Below are 17,001 nucleotides of genomic sequence, written 5' to 3' on the forward strand. Positions count from 1 at the left end.
AATAAACGATCGTTTATTTATACAAAAATTTCACCAGCATAAAAAAACACTATTTCATTAATCTTGAGCATATTATAGAAGGACGCCTCCTTCCCGGATGGGAAGGAGGCGCCTGTATCAATCACTTACCGGATAGATACACTTTGAATTGGAAGCACGCCTATTGTCGTGAAACACCGCAAAAATATAAATGTAAATATTAGCGATAACCATCGCCTTGAAATCGTATTCCCGAACCGACTTGCCGTCCTCCCCGGCAACAGCCTTGCACAGGGTGCGTGCGTTGAGCTGCACAAACCGGTTCCCGGCGAATTTCCCGCGGGCACGCTCTACTAACCCGACAAGAATGGCGTCGAGCACGACCGGCGCCATATGCCCGCATCCCCCGAAACCTTTAATACGCACATCGCATGCCTCCCGATCCTCGTCATTCCTGAACGTGGGTTTCGCCCCCCCTTCTTGGAACTGATAATTTTTCCGGAAAGACTCATGTGATACTTTTTGTCCCCGATACTCCTACGTATCTCGAACAGGAAATCTGACTTAACTTCTGCCATAACTCATTTTTTAGTTAATAATAATTCTATTCCTCCGTGTTAGCTTCGGATGCAAACAATCAAAAAAGGCTTCCATAGGAACATTGCGAATGACGGCCCCTTTATTATATAAAAAAAGCAAAAATTCCCCCCTCAACCCCACAAAATCGTTCCCGTTTTATACTTCATTTACAATTGACCGTTTTTTTGAATTTTAATCGATTTTTTTCAGATATCGGCTTTCCCCTTGCCACACGCGGGATACAGCACTACTACGCTTTGCGTTAACCTGCTCTTGAATTGCCCGTGAATTGGTCTTAACCCGGCAGGGCTGTTTAACGACACGACAACGATACCTGACGCCTTTTTGACAATAACCGCAACGCTTTCACCTCCCCCCGGACTATCGCCGTCAAAACCGTGAAAAACGGGGGCATAAACGACAGAATTACTTGTCTTTTTGTTTTTTTACCCTGCCAAGAGGGGAATTTTTCACAAAAAAATCTATTATACAATAAAAGAGCATTCTATGATACGAACAGATTTGGACTTGATAAACGTGAAAAACGGGTAAGAATAGGAGGAGCCGAAAACATTCAAAAAAGTAATATCCTAAAAAAGTAATTAAAAAAGGGCTCCTCCTACCAATTTTTCCAGAATCATCTCCTGTCGCAAGTTATGAATATCGCCCGCGTAATAATCCACCAGACCCGTACAGTACAATTTTCGGGCACCGGCGAGCGCTTCTTTCCCGTAATACCCCGCAAACGAGAGCAGGTTGACTTGAATGCGGCATCCCAACACCTTCAGGCGTTCGCAATGCTTCACCAGGTCGGCTGCATAAAAAGCGTAGCGTTCCGGGTGAGCCATCACGGGCACGTATCCTCGACCAAGCAACCCGAAGATGATCTCATCCGCGTGGATCGAGGGAGCCACGAAACTATGCTCGACAAGTACTTCCCGCCCGGGAGAAGCGATAATCTCGTCCTGCAACAACAATCCCAACATGAACTCGCCCATGCGGTACTCTGCCCCCGCATCCACGGCGAGGCTTATCCCCTCTTGCGCCAATCGTGCCTTCAGCAACATCAGCATACTCTCTATATCCCGACGCCCGTTCATCAACGCCGGATAAGCCACGTGGGGCGTGCAGGTCAGATGCTGCAATCCCAACGCCACCAGCCGCCGGATGACCTGCACGGATTCGTCCATCGACCGCACCCCGTCGTCCAGCCTGGGCAAAAGGTGGGAATGAATATCCCGCCGGTAATCGAATATAAATTTCTCGTGGCGCTTAAAAAATAACATACCTTATTTATTATCATGTTCCCGGTAATACCCGTAACCGTATCCATAACTGTAATAACCATAGCCTCCACCGCATTCGGCACGCACGCCGTTCAGCAATATTCCCATCACGGGCAAACGTCCTTCCCCGTTTATCGCCGCAACAATCCTCAACGCATCCTTCCTCAACACGTTCGCCCGTACCACATACACGCAAGCATCCGACAACTTGCCCAAGGCGAATCCCTCGGCAAGAATCCCTACCGGGGGCGTGTCCAAGATGATACACGAATAACGTTGCTTCATCGCTTCCAGCAACTCGCTCACGCAGGAATCAGCGAGCAATTGCACCGGATTGGGTGGCACCACACCACCGAACAGGACGTCCAAATGGTCATCCACCGGACAAATCAACCCCGCCACATCGTCCACAAGCCCTGCCAGGTAAGCGGACAAACCTTTATCGCGATTCTGCCCGACGAAATTATGCAGGCTAGGATTCCGCAGATCGCAACCAATCAACAAAACCTTCTTCCCTGTCTTAGCGTACGCATTCGCCAAATGCGTGGCGATTAATGATTTCCCCTCGCCAGGAATAGTCGACGTAACCATAATCACGGGACAAGCTTGTTGCTTCAACATATAATTCAACTTTTCACGTATCAGGTGCATGGATTCCGACTGCACGAAATCTTCCCGTGTAATCAACTTCTCTCCAACCACTTCGGGGAACGTCCCGAGCTGGGGAACCCCAATTCCCCTCTCGATATCCTCAACATTCCTCACTTTATTATCCAGCATATCTCTAGCCAACACGCCCCCGACCGGTAACATGATACCCAACACCATCCCTACTAGCAACAGCATGGCTTTACGAGGCGACACGGGAGCATCCCCGGTATCCGGATCCTCGATGATTTTCGCTGTCGGCACGTACACCAGCTTCGCAATCTCCGCTTCCTCCCGCTTCTGCATCAGGAAAAGAAAAAGGTTCTCCTTCAATTCTTGTTGGCGGGCGATAGCACGGTATTGCTTTTCCTGGGCGGGCACGGACGTCAAACGTTTATCCACGGAAATATTCTCCAGTTCCATCGTATTTATTTTGATCTCCAACCTTTTTTCCACGTTGGCAACAGCCTCGCGGATACTCATTCTCATCTCCCGCAACTGCGCATCCAAGCCCGTCACGATAGGATTGTCCTCCCGGGCACTCAGCAAAAGTTTATTTCTCCGCAACACCATCTCGTTATAGCGGGATATACCGCCGTTCACTCCCTCGTCAGAAATACCCAAATTCTCCGGCAGCAAGCCGAAACTCGCATCCTCCCACTTTTCCAATAACACCCGGATACTACGTACCACGTCAAATTCGGTCTGCAATTTCAATAATTCCGTACCCGCCAATTTCTTACGTTCCATCACGAACTCGGCATCGGCAACGATGTTCGTCAACTTGTTCGTCCGCTTGAAACGCTCGGCATCATCCTCTATCGTACCCAACTCCCGGTTAATCACTTCCAGGCGGGCATTGATAAACTCCACGGTCTTGGCGGAAACCACCTGCTTGTCTGCCACCCCATTCTCGTTATAACGATCAACCAACGCACGAATCAAGTCGTTTCCCCGCCTCGGCACGGCATCCTTTACCGCCAAGCGAAGCGCATTCGTGTTTTTATCGAGAGGAGCCACTTCCAGTTTCTTGTAAAAATCCTTCGTTGCCGAGGCGTAAGAATATAAATACACACGAACCACGCCTGACGGACACTCCCCGTTCCTCTCCACCGAAATCGCATACCCATCCACCGGGATTCGTTCCGAAAAGCACCCCGCGTGAATGATCTCCCCGGACGGGGCTGTCACGACCGCCGTATCGCCCGAGAACGCCACCGTGAAGCAAGTATCCCTTATTGCCCCGGGGTTGTCTACAAGCACCTTAATAGGAGAGTCCTTGTACAATTCCGTAAACCTCAACATCCCCTCCTCGAAATAGCGGACGTTCAATTCCAGATCACTCACGGTTTCCCGCATCAGGTTTTTGGATTGCAACTCAACCAGTTCGTTTTCCACGTACTTGTCCCCCTGAAAGAACCCCATCTCTTTCATCATCACGCTTGTACCTAATTCCCCTTTCTTCGAATCACTAATCATGACCTTGCTCGAGACATTGTAAATAGGCTCCCGTGTTACACAATAAAACAACATCGCACCCACGCACAAGGGAATGGACACGAGAAACCACCTCCATCGTGCCATAATCTTGTAAAACAACACCCTCAAATCAATCGTTTCTTCCTGCTCGGACACAGGAATCTCATTACCATTCACGTTCATACACGCTTGTTTCATTAAAATTAAAAAATGCAACCAACCCGGAGAACCGCCGCAACCTACCTCAGAATCAGAGCTAACACCGCCACGAATGTCGACACGCTGGATAGCACGTAAGGCAAAAAAGTTCCCGCATTCCCTCCCACAATGCGTCCCCTGCTGGGCTCCACGTACACCACGTCATTCTGCTGAAGGTAAAAAAACGGGGAATAAACCAGATTGCCGGAGGTTAAATCCAAACGGGCAAAAGTCTTCTCTTTCCCGTTCTCGCGCATGACCAGCACGTTCCGCCTTTTGGCATTAATCTGTAAATCCCCCGCCATGCCCAGCGCATCGAATATGGACACTCGCTCACTGGTCACCTTGTAACTGCCCGGATTCCGGACTTCTCCCAAGACAGTCACCTTGAAATTCTGAAATTGTATCGTCACGATTGGATTTTTCAAGTACACCGCAAGTTTCTCCTTTAGCATTTCCGACAACTCAACTCGAGAGATCCCGTCCACACGCAACTTTCCCAACACGGGGAAATCGATGTACCCTTCTTTATCCACGAGATAGCCCGGAGGGGATTGCTGTCCCGTCGAGGCAACCTCTCTTCCCAAACCAATCATCGGAGTATTGAAAGGCAAAGCCGCCTCCGGGTCGTCACATGAAACCACGATAGATAGTAAGTCATCAATATGGATAACCGTTTTATACTCGAACTCCGATTCTAGCCGTCCATTCTCCTTCACGTCCTGCAAGTAAACAATATCTTTACTAGAAGCACACGAGAAAAAAACGATCCCACACGCTATCGACACAATCCACTTGTTTACAGACATATAACTCCTTCTTTTATGTAACATTACGCTATCATTAAACCAACGTTTTTTGATTGTTAAATAAATGAGGATTTACACGGCAAGAAAAGATCGGAATATTATTTATAATTAAATGATTATTATAGAATTAACCACTTACCAGGAATAGCTTGTTGTGGTCGATTTTACGATATTTATAATTGTTCATTTATTGAGCTACAAATATATATATTTTTCAATACAGTTTGAATTATATTCCATATTTTATATATACACATTTTACATCCAAGAGAAGGAAATACGATACAGAAAAGCCATGAAAGCCTTTGCACGAAAAGACAAAACAACAAAACAGGTTTTTGTTTCTAAAAAATCGAATGTATTTCTTTAACAATATTTACGACAGTATACCCGTTTCCCGAACAGAAGGCATAAAAATAACCGCTTTCACCCGGCTATCAACTTCACCCCGAATGAAAACGGCTCTTGTAATACTTTTCCCCCGCAACGACTTTTCAGGCATCAAATCCCGGTCTTTTGAAAGAACGGGCATTCGGGAAGAAAGCGTCAATATCTTCTTCCAATTGTTCCAACACCACGATTGCTCGGGATGCCTCTAGCCCGAAGCCGGGTACATGATCTCGTATCACTGCCCATGCCACACGAGAAATCTCAACAGCAAGCAACATCACCTTTGCCGACCCGTTGTAATCCTCCTCCTCCTGCGTGGCATTCAACTTGTCCGCATAAAGAAAGTACCCGCAAAGGGCACGCTTCATCTTGGAGCGAATCAAATCCATGTACCAGTTCACTTCCAACAAGGCATCCTCCACCTCCCGTGTCCGGGGCGACTTCCCCTGTGGTATTTCAACAGAATCGAACCACTGGTAAATATCTTCCTGGCATTTGTCCGCCAGTGCGTGATAAATACGTTCACATTTCATCATATCCTCGCTCTCGACTTGTCTTGCCACTTCCTCGTCCTGATCCTCCAAATCCTCGTAGTCTTCTCCCCAGAAGCCCTTGTCCACTTTTTCCGCCGAATAAATCTCCTCGATCCCCATTCCCCGCTCGTCTGCCAATTCGCGCAACACATCAAAAGTCGAGTCAAATATATTCTTCAGACGGGCTAACGCCGACTCGTCATCGTCAGGCATATCCTCCCCCAGATTCACCCTCGTTCTTTCCTTCAATTTCTTCCCCATCATGTAACTCATACAGCGAATCTGGAGTTTACACCGTTCACACCATCTGTCGCAATAATTGTAGATACCCGGCACAAAGCCGTTATCTACAATTTTCTTTTCTTTCTTCTTAGACACGTTCTTTTCTCTTATCCGATTAATTTTTTATACCGTATACGCTTCGGGGTCACGTTCCCCAACCGCTTCCGTTTGTTTTCCTCGTACTCGGAGTAACTTCCCTCGAAATAAACCACCTTGGAATCACCCTCGAATGCTAGAATATGCGTGGCGATACGATCCAGGAACCAACGATCATGCGATACGACCACGGCACACCCAGCAAAGTTCTCCAAACCTTCTTCCAGAGCCCGCAATGTGTTCACGTCAATATCATTCGTCGGCTCGTCGAGCAGCAACACATTGGCATCCTCCTTCAAAGCCATGGCAAGATGCAAGCGATTCCTCTCCCCGCCGGACAATATCCCGCACTTCTTCTCCTGGTCGGTTCCGGAAAAATTAAACTTGGAAACGTAAGCACGGGCATTCACCTCCCGTCCGCCAAGATTAATCATATCGCTTCCCCCGGATATCACCTGATAAACCGTCTTTTCCGGATCGATAGCCTTATGCTGTTGATCCACGTAAGCAATTTTCACCGTGGGACCGACCTCGAAAGTACCCTTATCCGGAGTTTCGGAACCCATAATCAAACGGAACAAAGTAGTCTTCCCCGCCCCGTTCGATCCGATCACCCCGACAATACCCGCCGGTGGCAACTGGAATTCCAAGTCATCAAACAACACCTTGTCGCCGTAAGCCTTCGCCACGTGCCCCGCCTCGATCACCTTGTTACCCAAGCGCGGACCATTCGGTATATATATTTCAAGTTTTTCCTCTTTCTCCTTCACATCCTCGTCCATCATCCTATCGTACGCCTTCAAACGGGCTTTACTCTTAGCCTGACGGGCTTTCGGCGCCATCCGCACCCATTCCAGCTCCCGCTCCAACGTCTTTCTTCGCTTGCTCGCCTGCTTCTCCTCCTGTTCCAGACGATTGGCTTTCTGCTCCAACCAGGACGAATAGTTGCCTTCCCATGGAATACCCTCTCCCCGATCGAGTTCCAAAATCCATCCTGCCACGTTATCAAGGAAATAACGGTCGTGCGTGACACAGATCACCGTACCCTCGTACTGGTGCAAATGCTGTTCCAACCACTCCACCGACTCCGCATCCAAGTGGTTCGTCGGCTCGTCGAGCAACAGGATATCCGGTTCCTGCAACAACAAACGGCACAAAGCCACCCGCCGCCGTTCACCTCCCGACAAGTTTTTCACCGGGGCATCTGGCTCCGGACAACGCAAGGCATCCATCGCCCGTTCCAACTTCTGGTCAATCTCCCAACCTCCATAATGCTCAATCAACTCGGTCAACTCTCCCTGCCGGGTCATCAACTTGTCCATCTCGTCGTCACTCATCGGCTCGGCAAATTTCATGTTCACCTCCTCGTATTCCTTCAACAAATCCATCACTTGTTGAACACCCTCTTGCACGACTTCCTTGACGGTCTTCGTGTCATCAAGCTGGGGTTCCTGAGGCAAATAACCGATGGAATGCTCCTTCGACCAAATCACTTTACCCTCGTAATTCGGGTCCAACCCAGCGATAATCTTCAACAAGGTGGACTTACCCGAACCGTTCAAACCGATTACCCCAATCTTCGCCCCGTAAAAAAAGGACAAATAAATATCCTTAATAATCTTTCTTTGTGGCGGTATCGTCTTACTCACGCCCATCATGGAAAAAATAATTTTTTTCTCGTCTGCCATACCAATAATTTACGCTATATTATGTTTCACATCTATCACACAACTAATTATTCTTAAAATGGATACAAAGATACATCATATCTTCAAATTTAAAAATACGCTTGAATTGTTATACGAAACCAAAATAAAAATCGTTACAATATCACCCCGATTTTTTTATTTTCTTGCAAAACAGTAACAGCTCGAAGCTCAAACAACTGTCTATTAAAAACATAAAAAAAAAAAAAAATCCAAATCAACTTCCCGAATTCAAAAACATTCCGCATCACAATTTATAATACATATAATTAACAATAATTTAGATAAAATCAACACGACATTCAAAAAATAGGCTACACAGCCATATTGCGGCCAACAAAAAAGGAGGTGTGTCAGAACACACCTCCCTATCACACTTATTCACACAGATTAATCAAACAGATAATTCAATTTCAACACCAATAAACGATAATGTTCACGAATCTTATCGTTCCCGGCATTCGACCTTGCTTTGGCCATTTGGTACACCTTGCGCAAATACTTCATCACCACCGGACGCTTTGCCGTTTTATCTATTCTAGGCGACATCACGATCTCCGCCAAAATCTGCTCTCCCTCGTAATCAAGACTTCGTTCGCATCCATGCTTATGGCAACTGCAAGTAGACTCACGCGACAACGCTTGCAACATATTCCCTTTCCCGCTGGCGAACTCCCCTTTCTCCACGAAATTTGCCAATCCCTCCACGAAAGAATTCTGGTAAGCCATATCCATCATTTTCAAGTTACCCGTCTTCTTCACGAACATCTCGTCAAAAATCATCGCCATATACTCGTCCAGCGTGAACACGTTCTTCCCTTCCACCTCGCTGATCAGCAAGCGTCCCACGGTTTCCCGCTCCAGCAAACTGGCGAACATCTGTGTCGCGGCACGGTAATGCAATGCCGTGGGACCGACTATCGCAGTCACCTTCTCGTTCACCAGCCAATCCTCCACGCCATTCAAATTGCTCAACACGAACTTCAGCGCGGCTTTCTGCTTCTCCCGCGGCACGAACTCGTACAACTTCACCGGATCGCCCAGGTATTTCGGGTTCAGATACATCCCCCCCACGCTCACCATCGCGTGACTCATGAACCGCATGAACTGCTCCACGATCTCCTTGTACATCGACTCCACCGCCGCGTACCCCTCGTCGTCCACCGCCAGCCAATCCGTGAAATTCGCCATCACGTACTTCAGATTCTCCATCCCGTACGTGTTCGCCTTCACCACGTCATCTCCCAGATCCTCCGCCTGCGAACGCGGGTCAAAACGGAAACGGAACACCTGTTTCCCGTAAAAACACATCTTATCCCCGACCTTCTCTCTCACCCATCCCCGCAAAGTTTCCTTCTCGTCATCCGGGCTCTTCACGTCCGGCAACACCTGGTACCCGTACTTGATGGCAAACATATCATACACCCCCACCAGCGGCGGCGTCAATTTCACCCCCTTTTCCACGTCGCCCGGTTGCGCCACGTAATTAAACCGGGCGTAATCCATGATCGACGGCGTAGTCCCGTACACCCGCGTAAACTCCGGATCCCGCAATTTCTCCACGGGATAAGCGGCAGACGCCCCGAAATTATGCATCAACCCCAGCGTGTGCCCGATCTCGTGAGCCGCCACGTAACGCATCGCCTCACCCATCTTCTCCTCCGTCATCACCGGGCGGCGCACCTCGGCGTCCACCGCCCCTGTCTGAATCAACATCCACTTGTTCAACAGGCTGGTCACCCCCGACCACGAAATCACATCCGCACACAAGATCTCCCCCGACCGCGGGTCTATCCACGACGGTCCCATCGAATTCTCCTTGGCCGAAGTCACGAAACGGTAACAATTGTAATGAATATCATCCGGGTCGAAATTCGGGTCATCCGTCGGGTAATCCTTCACGACAATCGCATTCTTGAACCCGATCGCCTCGAAAGCGATATTCCAGTCGGCAATCCCCAGCTTCACGTACTTCCTCCACTTCTCCGGGATTGCCGGATCCACGTACCACACGATCGGCTTCACCGGCTCCACCAATTCTCCCGCCAAATACCTCTGCATATCCTTCGGTTGCAAATTCCAGCGATGAATAATACTATAATACTGCAACTGGTCGTAACGCTCGTCAAACACCTTTCGCATTTCCCAGAAATACCCCACCCGCTCGTCAGCATAACGGGGCATCATCGGCTTCTCGGGCAAAATAATGATATTCCGCGCCTCTATCGTCGTCAACGGTCCCTCGGCATCCGTCGTGTAAGTCATCATGCTCTTCACGATAACATTATCCTCGAAAGCCTTGCACTCCTCGATTCTCGAACGGTCACTCTGGAAATTTCCACCGAACGGGACGATCATCCGTGCCTCGGCAGGCAAATTCGGAAATGGCGAAAACTCCGCTATCGACGACAAGAACAACGGCGTAGCATCAATCACGCAACTCGTGGAATCCTCCGGCTGCACCTCTATCTTGAACGCCTTCCAGATCGGCGGGTTACTATGCCGCTTGTACGCCTCGTACATCTCCGACCCCTCCTTGCACTCGTAATCCAGATGCGGAAAATGCATGTACACCTTATTCTCGTCACACGAAAACGTAATCAACACCGGGTCCCGATTTATCGTCCCTGGGTCTATCTGCCACGTCCGGCTCGTGGAGGACACTCTCGAACTGATCAAAAACTCCCGGCTCATCAACGCCTTCGGGATCTCCAGGTAAACCTTGTCCTTCTTCTTGATCACGTTAAACATCCCCCGCTTCACCTCCGCATCCTTGACAAACTTCTCGTAAGCACTCTCCGCCTTCACCCTCGTCGTGTCCGACGCCTCCACCGCCTGCTGCTTCTTTTTCTTTCTCTTCCCGAACAACTCCGTGGCAGAAACATCCGTGCACAACACGCCAGTACATAATAACAATACAATACCTAATCCTTTCATAAATACCTATCTTATATTTACTTATACCCAATATTACGATAATCTATTCCCAAATACTCCTTCAATGACTGATCCAACACATCATGAGCTTTTTTAAATTTCTCATGCTGAACTGCCCTCGCCACGGTTTCTGCATCCGTAGAAAACAAAAAATTTATAAACTGCGACAAATATGATTCTTTAGATGAAGCAAACTGGTAACCAACTTTATGCATTCCCCATTTGCCATCTACTTGAGTATACAATTCATAAATACTACCCCTCGGGTAACCTAATTCCCAAAAATTATCCTCACTCCACTCTTCATTGGTACGATAACTGAAATTTGCACGAAATTCGTCATCCGTCGAATAAAGATAAAACTCTTCAAGCACTACCCAACCCGACTTCTTCGTCAAATACTCGCTTAAAAAATTAGCATTCCAAATTGTTGACAATTCCACCTTTTTCTCTTCGGACAAACTCATTTTATTCTCGCTCACGGAAAAAGCCACATAATAATCCGATATATATATATCCCTTGGCTCTCCTTCCGGTTTCGAGGCATCCAGAGAACCAGTGTACACGATTGAATCAGCCAATAATATTTCAAGAGGGAAATATTTCTTACGGAATTCATCCGTGTAACCATTCAAAAACATCTCTTCAAAAAATTGAATTCTCCTTAACAACCCCTCTTGAGTTTGAACTGGTTTCGTAATCCTCAAAGCGTATTTTATGTCAAAATTATACAAGTAATCCGAACTATCCGGATCCGTGATCAACAACTTTCCGCAATCGAAATAATACCGTGAAACATATTTCCACACGGGATCGCTCGAGGTTGTATCATAGACGCGTTTATAATGTTGATCTCCAACATTAATATCATCCTCTTTAAAACAACCGGTCAACAATACGCCCCAAAACGCTACAAACAATAAAGCATATTTTCTTCTCATAACAAATTCCACGTTAATCATTTTACAATAGATTCCACTCGCTCATTCCGTTCTATCGTTGCGTTTTGACGCACAACATCCAACGGAAGAGGTAAAACATAATTGGGGCTCTCTGCTTCCAAAACATAAGTAACAGAACTATTCCTATCATTATAATCTTGATAAACATGTTCGATAGATAATCCCCAACGCCGGATATCAAACCAACGTATATCCTCGAAACAGAACTCCTTACGTTTTTCATTTCTAAAAATTTCCCATGCCTCATCATCATTATTTGCCGTCAACTTCGGATCTTCCTCATACATAATCCGCTCCCGGTAGACCTTGCTCAAATCTGCCATTGCCAAATCCCGTTTTCCTGTGCTCAAGTAAGCCTCTGCACGGTTAAAATAAACTTCTTCCAAACGATAATTCATCCCATAACATTTTGAATAACCGAACCCTTCGAAATCATACTTATATATTTTCTTTCCATCGTAATTCCAACAAGTATAAGATTTTCCCCTAACGTCATTCGAATTCTCTTTGACTAATGCCATCAACTCCTGGGAAACAGTATATCTGCCATACCCCCAATCCACGCTGAATGTCGGTAAAACATCGCGATTCCACCAAGTAAACAACAAACTTCCGGCATCCCGTGCCACCATCGGGTGTTCTCCCGTCCAACTATCTTGATTCATAGACATCCACGTCAGAGGTACCACTATACTTTGGGTTTCCCGCAAAAGATCGCCGCAAACCGTGATCACATCGTTATAACGTCTTTGTTCCAAATAAATTCTCGATAAAAACAAACGCACAACATCTAAATTAGGACGGAATGCCGTGTTTTTCCTCTCTCCTTTTCCCAAATTCTCCAACGCACTCTTCAAATCAATTTCCATTAACTCGTAATTCCGTGCCAATGTTTCCCGGGCATAAGTCTTATCTTTAATACCGGTTTCCATATTTACCGGCACACCCATGGCTGTTGCGGCTTGTTCCTCGCTTCTCCAAGGCTCCCCGTACATGTTCACCAGATACCAATATGACATCGCCCGTATTGCCTGCACTTCTCCAAGAATACGATATTTCACCCCTTCTCGATCATCTTCAAAAGCCATAACGTCATGTTCGATAACATTACACATCAATATTTTATGGTACAGAAATTCCCAAGCAGGGTCTATTTTTTCCGCCCCATCCGGGGTATACTGCGGTTCTTTCGCCCAAGTGAACCAATTCGAATACTCCCACCTGTAATCCCCTTTCTCTCCCTCGACCAAACTACCGATATCATCACTCATCCACAAAATATTATAACAAGACGATCCTGCGGAAGCATGTATCAACTCGCCATATATCAATTCGCTATACTCATCTAATTTAGACGGTATCACCTTATCTTTGTCCTTGTAATCCAAAAAATCATCACAAGCGACCAACAACGTTGTCAACAAGGGCAATATATACTTATTCATTTTCATACTCTACCCGTTTAAAAAGTTACATTTAACATCAAAGAATAATTCTGTTGCGGAGGCAACGCACCGGAACCTAAAGTCACCTGCTCAGGATCTCGTCCTTTCAAGGCTTTTGATTTAATCACAAAAGGATTCGTTACTCCAAGGCTAAAAGAAGCTCCTGCGATATGCAATTTTTTAGCAATCTCTCTTGATAAAGAATAATTCAAAGAGATATTCGTACACCGCACGAAATTCCCGGAAACCACCCGCAAATCACTATCATTATACATTTGCCAATAATTAGCGGCAACCTCATTATTATTTCTTATTATACTAGCAAGCTCCGGATTCATACTGGCTATAGTAACCGACTGATCCGACAACACGGGAATATTCGTATTGTCCCCGGGTGCCTGCCAACGTCCCACAAACTCGGAAGACATGTTTTGAGCGGGATAAGGTAACCTGAAAAAATCCGAATCGTACAAATCATTCAAACGAATCTTGTTTCCGAAAGACAAGGCAAACCTCGTATTCAACGACAAATTCTTGTAACTAAACGACATAGACAAACCTCCAGAAAGATCTGGCTCACGCTTGCCACTATACTTTAACACGGATCTCAACGCTTGTTCGCGAGTCGTGATCACATTCCCATCCTCATCATAATCGCTCAAACCTTTAAACCTCGGGAAACCGTTTTCATCCAAACCATCAAACTGATAAGAATAAAAAGAATTCAACGCATAACCATTCTTGACCACCGTTCCATTCAAATAATCCGAATAAGTTACAGTACGATCTGCCGCATTAGACACTTCATTATACACTTTCGAAGTGTTAAACGTCAAACGCCATTCAAAATTTTTTGTCTTAATAGGAGTTGTTACCAAAGAAAGATCCCATCCCTTATTCGTTAAATCACCACCATTTATCGTCACAATCTTCCCTCCATTCGTTGATTCCACCTCTACACTCATCAATTGATCTTTACTCTTCTTGTAATAAAAATCAAAACTTCCGGAAAGCTTACCCTTGAAAAAATCAAAATCAACACCAAGATTAAAACTATTCGTCTTCTCCCATTCCAAATCCGGATTCGGTAACTGCAACAACGAGGCAGAATACTCTTCCGAATTACTATACAACTTCCCTAAAGAAATAATCATATTGGGATTATGCGCATCCGTCACGTTAGCTTGAATCCCGTAAGAAGCCCGAATATCCATGTTCGACAACACGTTAAGCGCAGCGTCCATCCAAGGCTCTTCCGTCAAATTCCAACGTCCCGAGAATGACCATATCGGCAAGAAACGGGCACTCTCGCCCAATTTATTGGAACCATCCCCTCTAAGATTAGCCGAAATCACATATTTAGCTCTAAAACTATAAGAAACCAACCCGTAATAAGATATTGTATTCGATGTATTGTCAGAAATAACAGGTTTCATCGTTTGCATCGCCAAAGATGCTGCTGGCCAATCGGTCAAATTCTCCAAGGCTACAAAATTCTTGCCTCGTTCCGGTAAATACCCCCACTCTTCTTTATCATACCCCTTATATTTGGAACTTGACATTTCCAACCCTGCGGAAAAAGATACGCTATGCACCTCTCTAAACAATTTATTCGCATTAAACGAAAATCGCAGGGAATAAGAATCATTGGAACTCTCGCCCGACTTCAAAATCCCACCATAGGGCAATTTCGAATACTTGTGATAATTCGCATTCAATTCACTATCCCAATGATTCCTGTCATACCCGTAAGGTAACAAACGATATTGTGACACGTAATGAGTACGCTCGTCATAATAAGTTTCCGAACGATAAGCACTCGTGTTATAAGACAAAAGCGCACTGGCACGTAACCAAGGAGTAATCTTATAATTCAAATCCAAACGAGAATTTATGCTTCGCATTGTTTGGGAAACTCCCGAGTTATCCAACTCGTTAAAAACATTGTAATTCAAATTCACATTATCATTCATCAGTACTAATACATCACTAACACTGTAAAAATGATATGAACCATCTTCATTATAAGCGGGAATCGCACGTGAAGTATTATAAGCGTAATCATACAAATCCACTGTCGGGCGATCCGTCGAGTACACGCTGGAACTCAAATTAATACCGATATCCAACTTCTCGGACAATTTTAAATCAAGATTCGACATGAAACTAAAACGCTCTCCTTGCTCCTGCAACGGGGAGCCCTGTTGATTGGAATAACCGGCAGAGAAATAATACGTTGCCCTTTCCGTTCCTCCGGAAACCGATAAAGAATGAGAATGGCTAAAAGAATTACGGAACAACAAATCATACCAGTCCGTATTCATCTCTTTCATTTTTTTCACCTCTGAATAAAATTGATCCATACTAATATTGCCACTCCACAAACGACGCAAAGCACCCTCGTATCCCACATCATCCGGGGCAAAACCTGAAAATTCCAACCCTCTCGCATGAATCTCCTCCGACACTTCAATACGCTCCTTTGAATTCATTCGATCCAACCCCTTGTAGCTCGGGCGCTCCATAAAACTCATCGACGTGCTGTAACGCACGGACGGTGTTCCCACCCTTCCCCGCTTGGTGGTGATCACGATCACCCCGTTTGCCGCTTTAGAACCGTAAAGGGCAGTAGCGGAAGCATCTTTCAAAACATCAATACGGTCGATATCTTCCGGGTTCAAACCGGAAATAGCGTTACCGATCAAGTTCACCCGGTCCATACTATTCAACTCCGTCGCGTCCAATTTCACCGGATCGGTCAAAACCACACCATCCAACACCCACACCGGTTCCCGGTTGCCGATTACCGTCGAAGAACCCCGAATACGAATTTTAGGGGCAGCACCCACCGTCGAGGTCATCTGCATCACGGACATCCCCGGCACCTTCCCTTGCAACATCTGGTCCAAAGAACTACCCACCGGCTCGATAATATCCTCTGCCTTCAACGTCGAAATGGAAGATGTCAACTCCCGCTTGTTGATCACTTGGTAACCGGTGATCAACACCTCGTCCATCTCGTTCACCACCTCTTTCATCACCACCGTCACCGGCTTGTCCGAATCCACCAGCACCGATTTCGTCTCCATCCCGACAAACGAGAAAAGCAACACGCTATTCTCAGGAACTTTAATTTGGAAATTACCATTTGCATCAGTAGCGGTACCTGTTGTAGTCCCCTTGATAATCACGGAAACACCCGGCACGGGTTCCCCTTTTTCATCCTTCACCACACCCTTTGCCACGATAGATTTATCTTTCTGCACCACCTTGATCGTGATCAAATTGTTGTCCACTTTATATACCAAATCGGTTTCCTTGAAAGCCTCATCAAGCACTTGCGCAACCGTGGCTTTTTTCAAGTTCATCGTGACTTTTTTCTTACAGGCGTCGATCACCGCCGTGGAGTACACCAAGCGATAATCATGCTTCTTGATAATCTCCAAGACCTCCTTCATGGTTGCATCCTTCACGTTAATATCGATAGCCTTGCCCGCTTGTTGTGCGTAACCGGAAAAGCTAAAACACAAGATCAAAAGGCATAACAATCCTTGGAGGGGAATTTTTTTGCCATAACTTCCCCAGGAATCAATCATTTTTTTCATACATTTGCAAATTAGAATTTAACATTAATGCCTACCTAGGCATTAGTACCGAGCGAGTGTTGGTAGC

The 17,001-nt window shown here is 46.2% G+C and carries 11 protein-coding genes; all 11 read right to left on the reverse strand.

Features of this window, described 5'->3' with window-relative positions; genetic code table 11:
* Positions 1 to 117 precede the first annotated feature (117 nt).
* The 11 genes from A3CY_RS0100005 to A3CY_RS0100065 all read right to left on the reverse strand — a co-directional run bounded on the left by A3CY_RS0100005 (position 118) and on the right by A3CY_RS0100065 (position 16,934).
* On the reverse strand, positions 118 to 405 hold the full coding sequence (locus A3CY_RS0100005; RefSeq protein ID WP_026207131.1) for a hypothetical protein: 288 nt from the start codon (positions 403 to 405) through the stop codon (positions 118 to 120).
* Between the two features lie 755 nt (positions 406 to 1,160).
* Positions 1,161 to 1,844 carry a tyrosine-protein phosphatase gene (locus A3CY_RS19870; protein ID WP_018335820.1) on the reverse strand — a complete coding sequence of 228 codons (684 nt, stop codon included), beginning with the start codon at positions 1,842 to 1,844 and terminating at the stop codon, positions 1,161 to 1,163.
* Between the two features lie 3 nt (positions 1,845 to 1,847).
* On the reverse strand, positions 1,848 to 4,169 hold the full coding sequence (locus tag A3CY_RS0100020; protein WP_240388103.1) for a GumC family protein: 2,322 nt from the start codon (positions 4,167 to 4,169) through the stop codon (positions 1,848 to 1,850).
* Positions 4,170 to 4,210: 41 nt separating this feature from the next.
* Positions 4,211 to 4,978 (reverse strand): polysaccharide biosynthesis/export family protein, encoded by a 768-nt coding sequence (locus tag A3CY_RS0100025; RefSeq protein WP_018335822.1) that lies wholly within the window; start codon positions 4,976 to 4,978, stop codon positions 4,211 to 4,213.
* Between the two features lie 376 nt (positions 4,979 to 5,354).
* On the reverse strand, positions 5,355 to 5,483 hold the full coding sequence (locus A3CY_RS23405; RefSeq protein ID WP_255366265.1) for a hypothetical protein: 129 nt from the start codon (positions 5,481 to 5,483) through the stop codon (positions 5,355 to 5,357).
* Positions 5,473 to 6,279 (reverse strand): hypothetical protein, encoded by an 807-nt coding sequence (locus tag A3CY_RS0100035; protein WP_018335824.1) that lies wholly within the window; start codon positions 6,277 to 6,279, stop codon positions 5,473 to 5,475. Before A3CY_RS0100035 ends, A3CY_RS23405 begins: the two co-directional genes overlap by 11 nt.
* Before the next feature lie 11 nt (positions 6,280 to 6,290).
* Positions 6,291 to 7,967, reverse strand: coding sequence for an energy-dependent translational throttle protein EttA (ettA, locus tag A3CY_RS0100040; RefSeq protein WP_018335825.1), 1,677 nt, complete (start codon positions 7,965 to 7,967; stop codon positions 6,291 to 6,293).
* A 408-nt stretch (positions 7,968 to 8,375) separates the two neighbouring features.
* Entirely contained in the window at positions 8,376 to 10,922 is a 2,547-nt protein-coding gene (locus A3CY_RS0100050) for a zinc-dependent metalloprotease (protein WP_026207133.1), read from the reverse strand.
* 17 nt (positions 10,923 to 10,939) lie between these two features.
* Entirely contained in the window at positions 10,940 to 11,863 is a 924-nt protein-coding gene (locus tag A3CY_RS0100055; protein ID WP_155828137.1) for a hypothetical protein, read from the reverse strand.
* Between the two features lie 17 nt (positions 11,864 to 11,880).
* The gene (locus A3CY_RS0100060) at positions 11,881 to 13,335 is read right to left on the reverse strand and encodes a RagB/SusD family nutrient uptake outer membrane protein (protein WP_026207134.1); all 1,455 of its coding nucleotides are present in this window, start codon (positions 13,333 to 13,335) and stop codon (positions 11,881 to 11,883) included.
* Positions 13,336 to 13,346: 11 nt separating this feature from the next.
* A complete protein-coding gene (locus tag A3CY_RS0100065; protein WP_051082657.1) occupies positions 13,347 to 16,934 on the reverse strand; it encodes a SusC/RagA family TonB-linked outer membrane protein in 3,588 nt (1,195 codons plus the stop codon).
* Positions 16,935 to 17,001 lie beyond the last annotated feature (67 nt).

This window comes from Butyricimonas synergistica DSM 23225 (assembly GCF_000379665.1).
GTDB classification, from domain to species: Bacteria; Bacteroidota; Bacteroidia; order Bacteroidales; family Marinifilaceae; genus Butyricimonas; species Butyricimonas synergistica.

Bases quoted from the DNA above. Each gene is read 5' to 3' on its own strand.
- A3CY_RS0100025 (WP_018335822.1), bottom strand. From the start codon at position 4,978: ATGTCTGTAAACAAGTGGATTGTGTCGATAGCGTGTGGGATCGTTTTT.
- A3CY_RS0100055 (WP_155828137.1), bottom strand. From the start codon at position 11,863: ATGAGAAGAAAATATGCTTTATTGTTTGTAGCGTTTTGGGGCGTATTG.
- A3CY_RS0100060 (WP_026207134.1), bottom strand. From the start codon at position 13,335: ATGAAAATGAATAAGTATATATTGCCCTTGTTGACAACGTTGTTGGTC.
- A3CY_RS0100065 (WP_051082657.1), bottom strand. From the start codon at position 16,934: ATGAAAAAAATGATTGATTCCTGGGGAAGTTATGGCAAAAAAATTCCC.
- A3CY_RS0100050 (WP_026207133.1), bottom strand. From the start codon at position 10,922: ATGAAAGGATTAGGTATTGTATTGTTATTATGTACTGGCGTGTTGTGC.
- ettA (WP_018335825.1), bottom strand. From the start codon at position 7,967: ATGGCAGACGAGAAAAAAATTATTTTTTCCATGATGGGCGTGAGTAAG.
- A3CY_RS19870 (WP_018335820.1), bottom strand. From the start codon at position 1,844: ATGTTATTTTTTAAGCGCCACGAGAAATTTATATTCGATTACCGGCGG.
- A3CY_RS0100020 (WP_240388103.1), bottom strand. From the start codon at position 4,169: ATGAAACAAGCGTGTATGAACGTGAATGGTAATGAGATTCCTGTGTCC.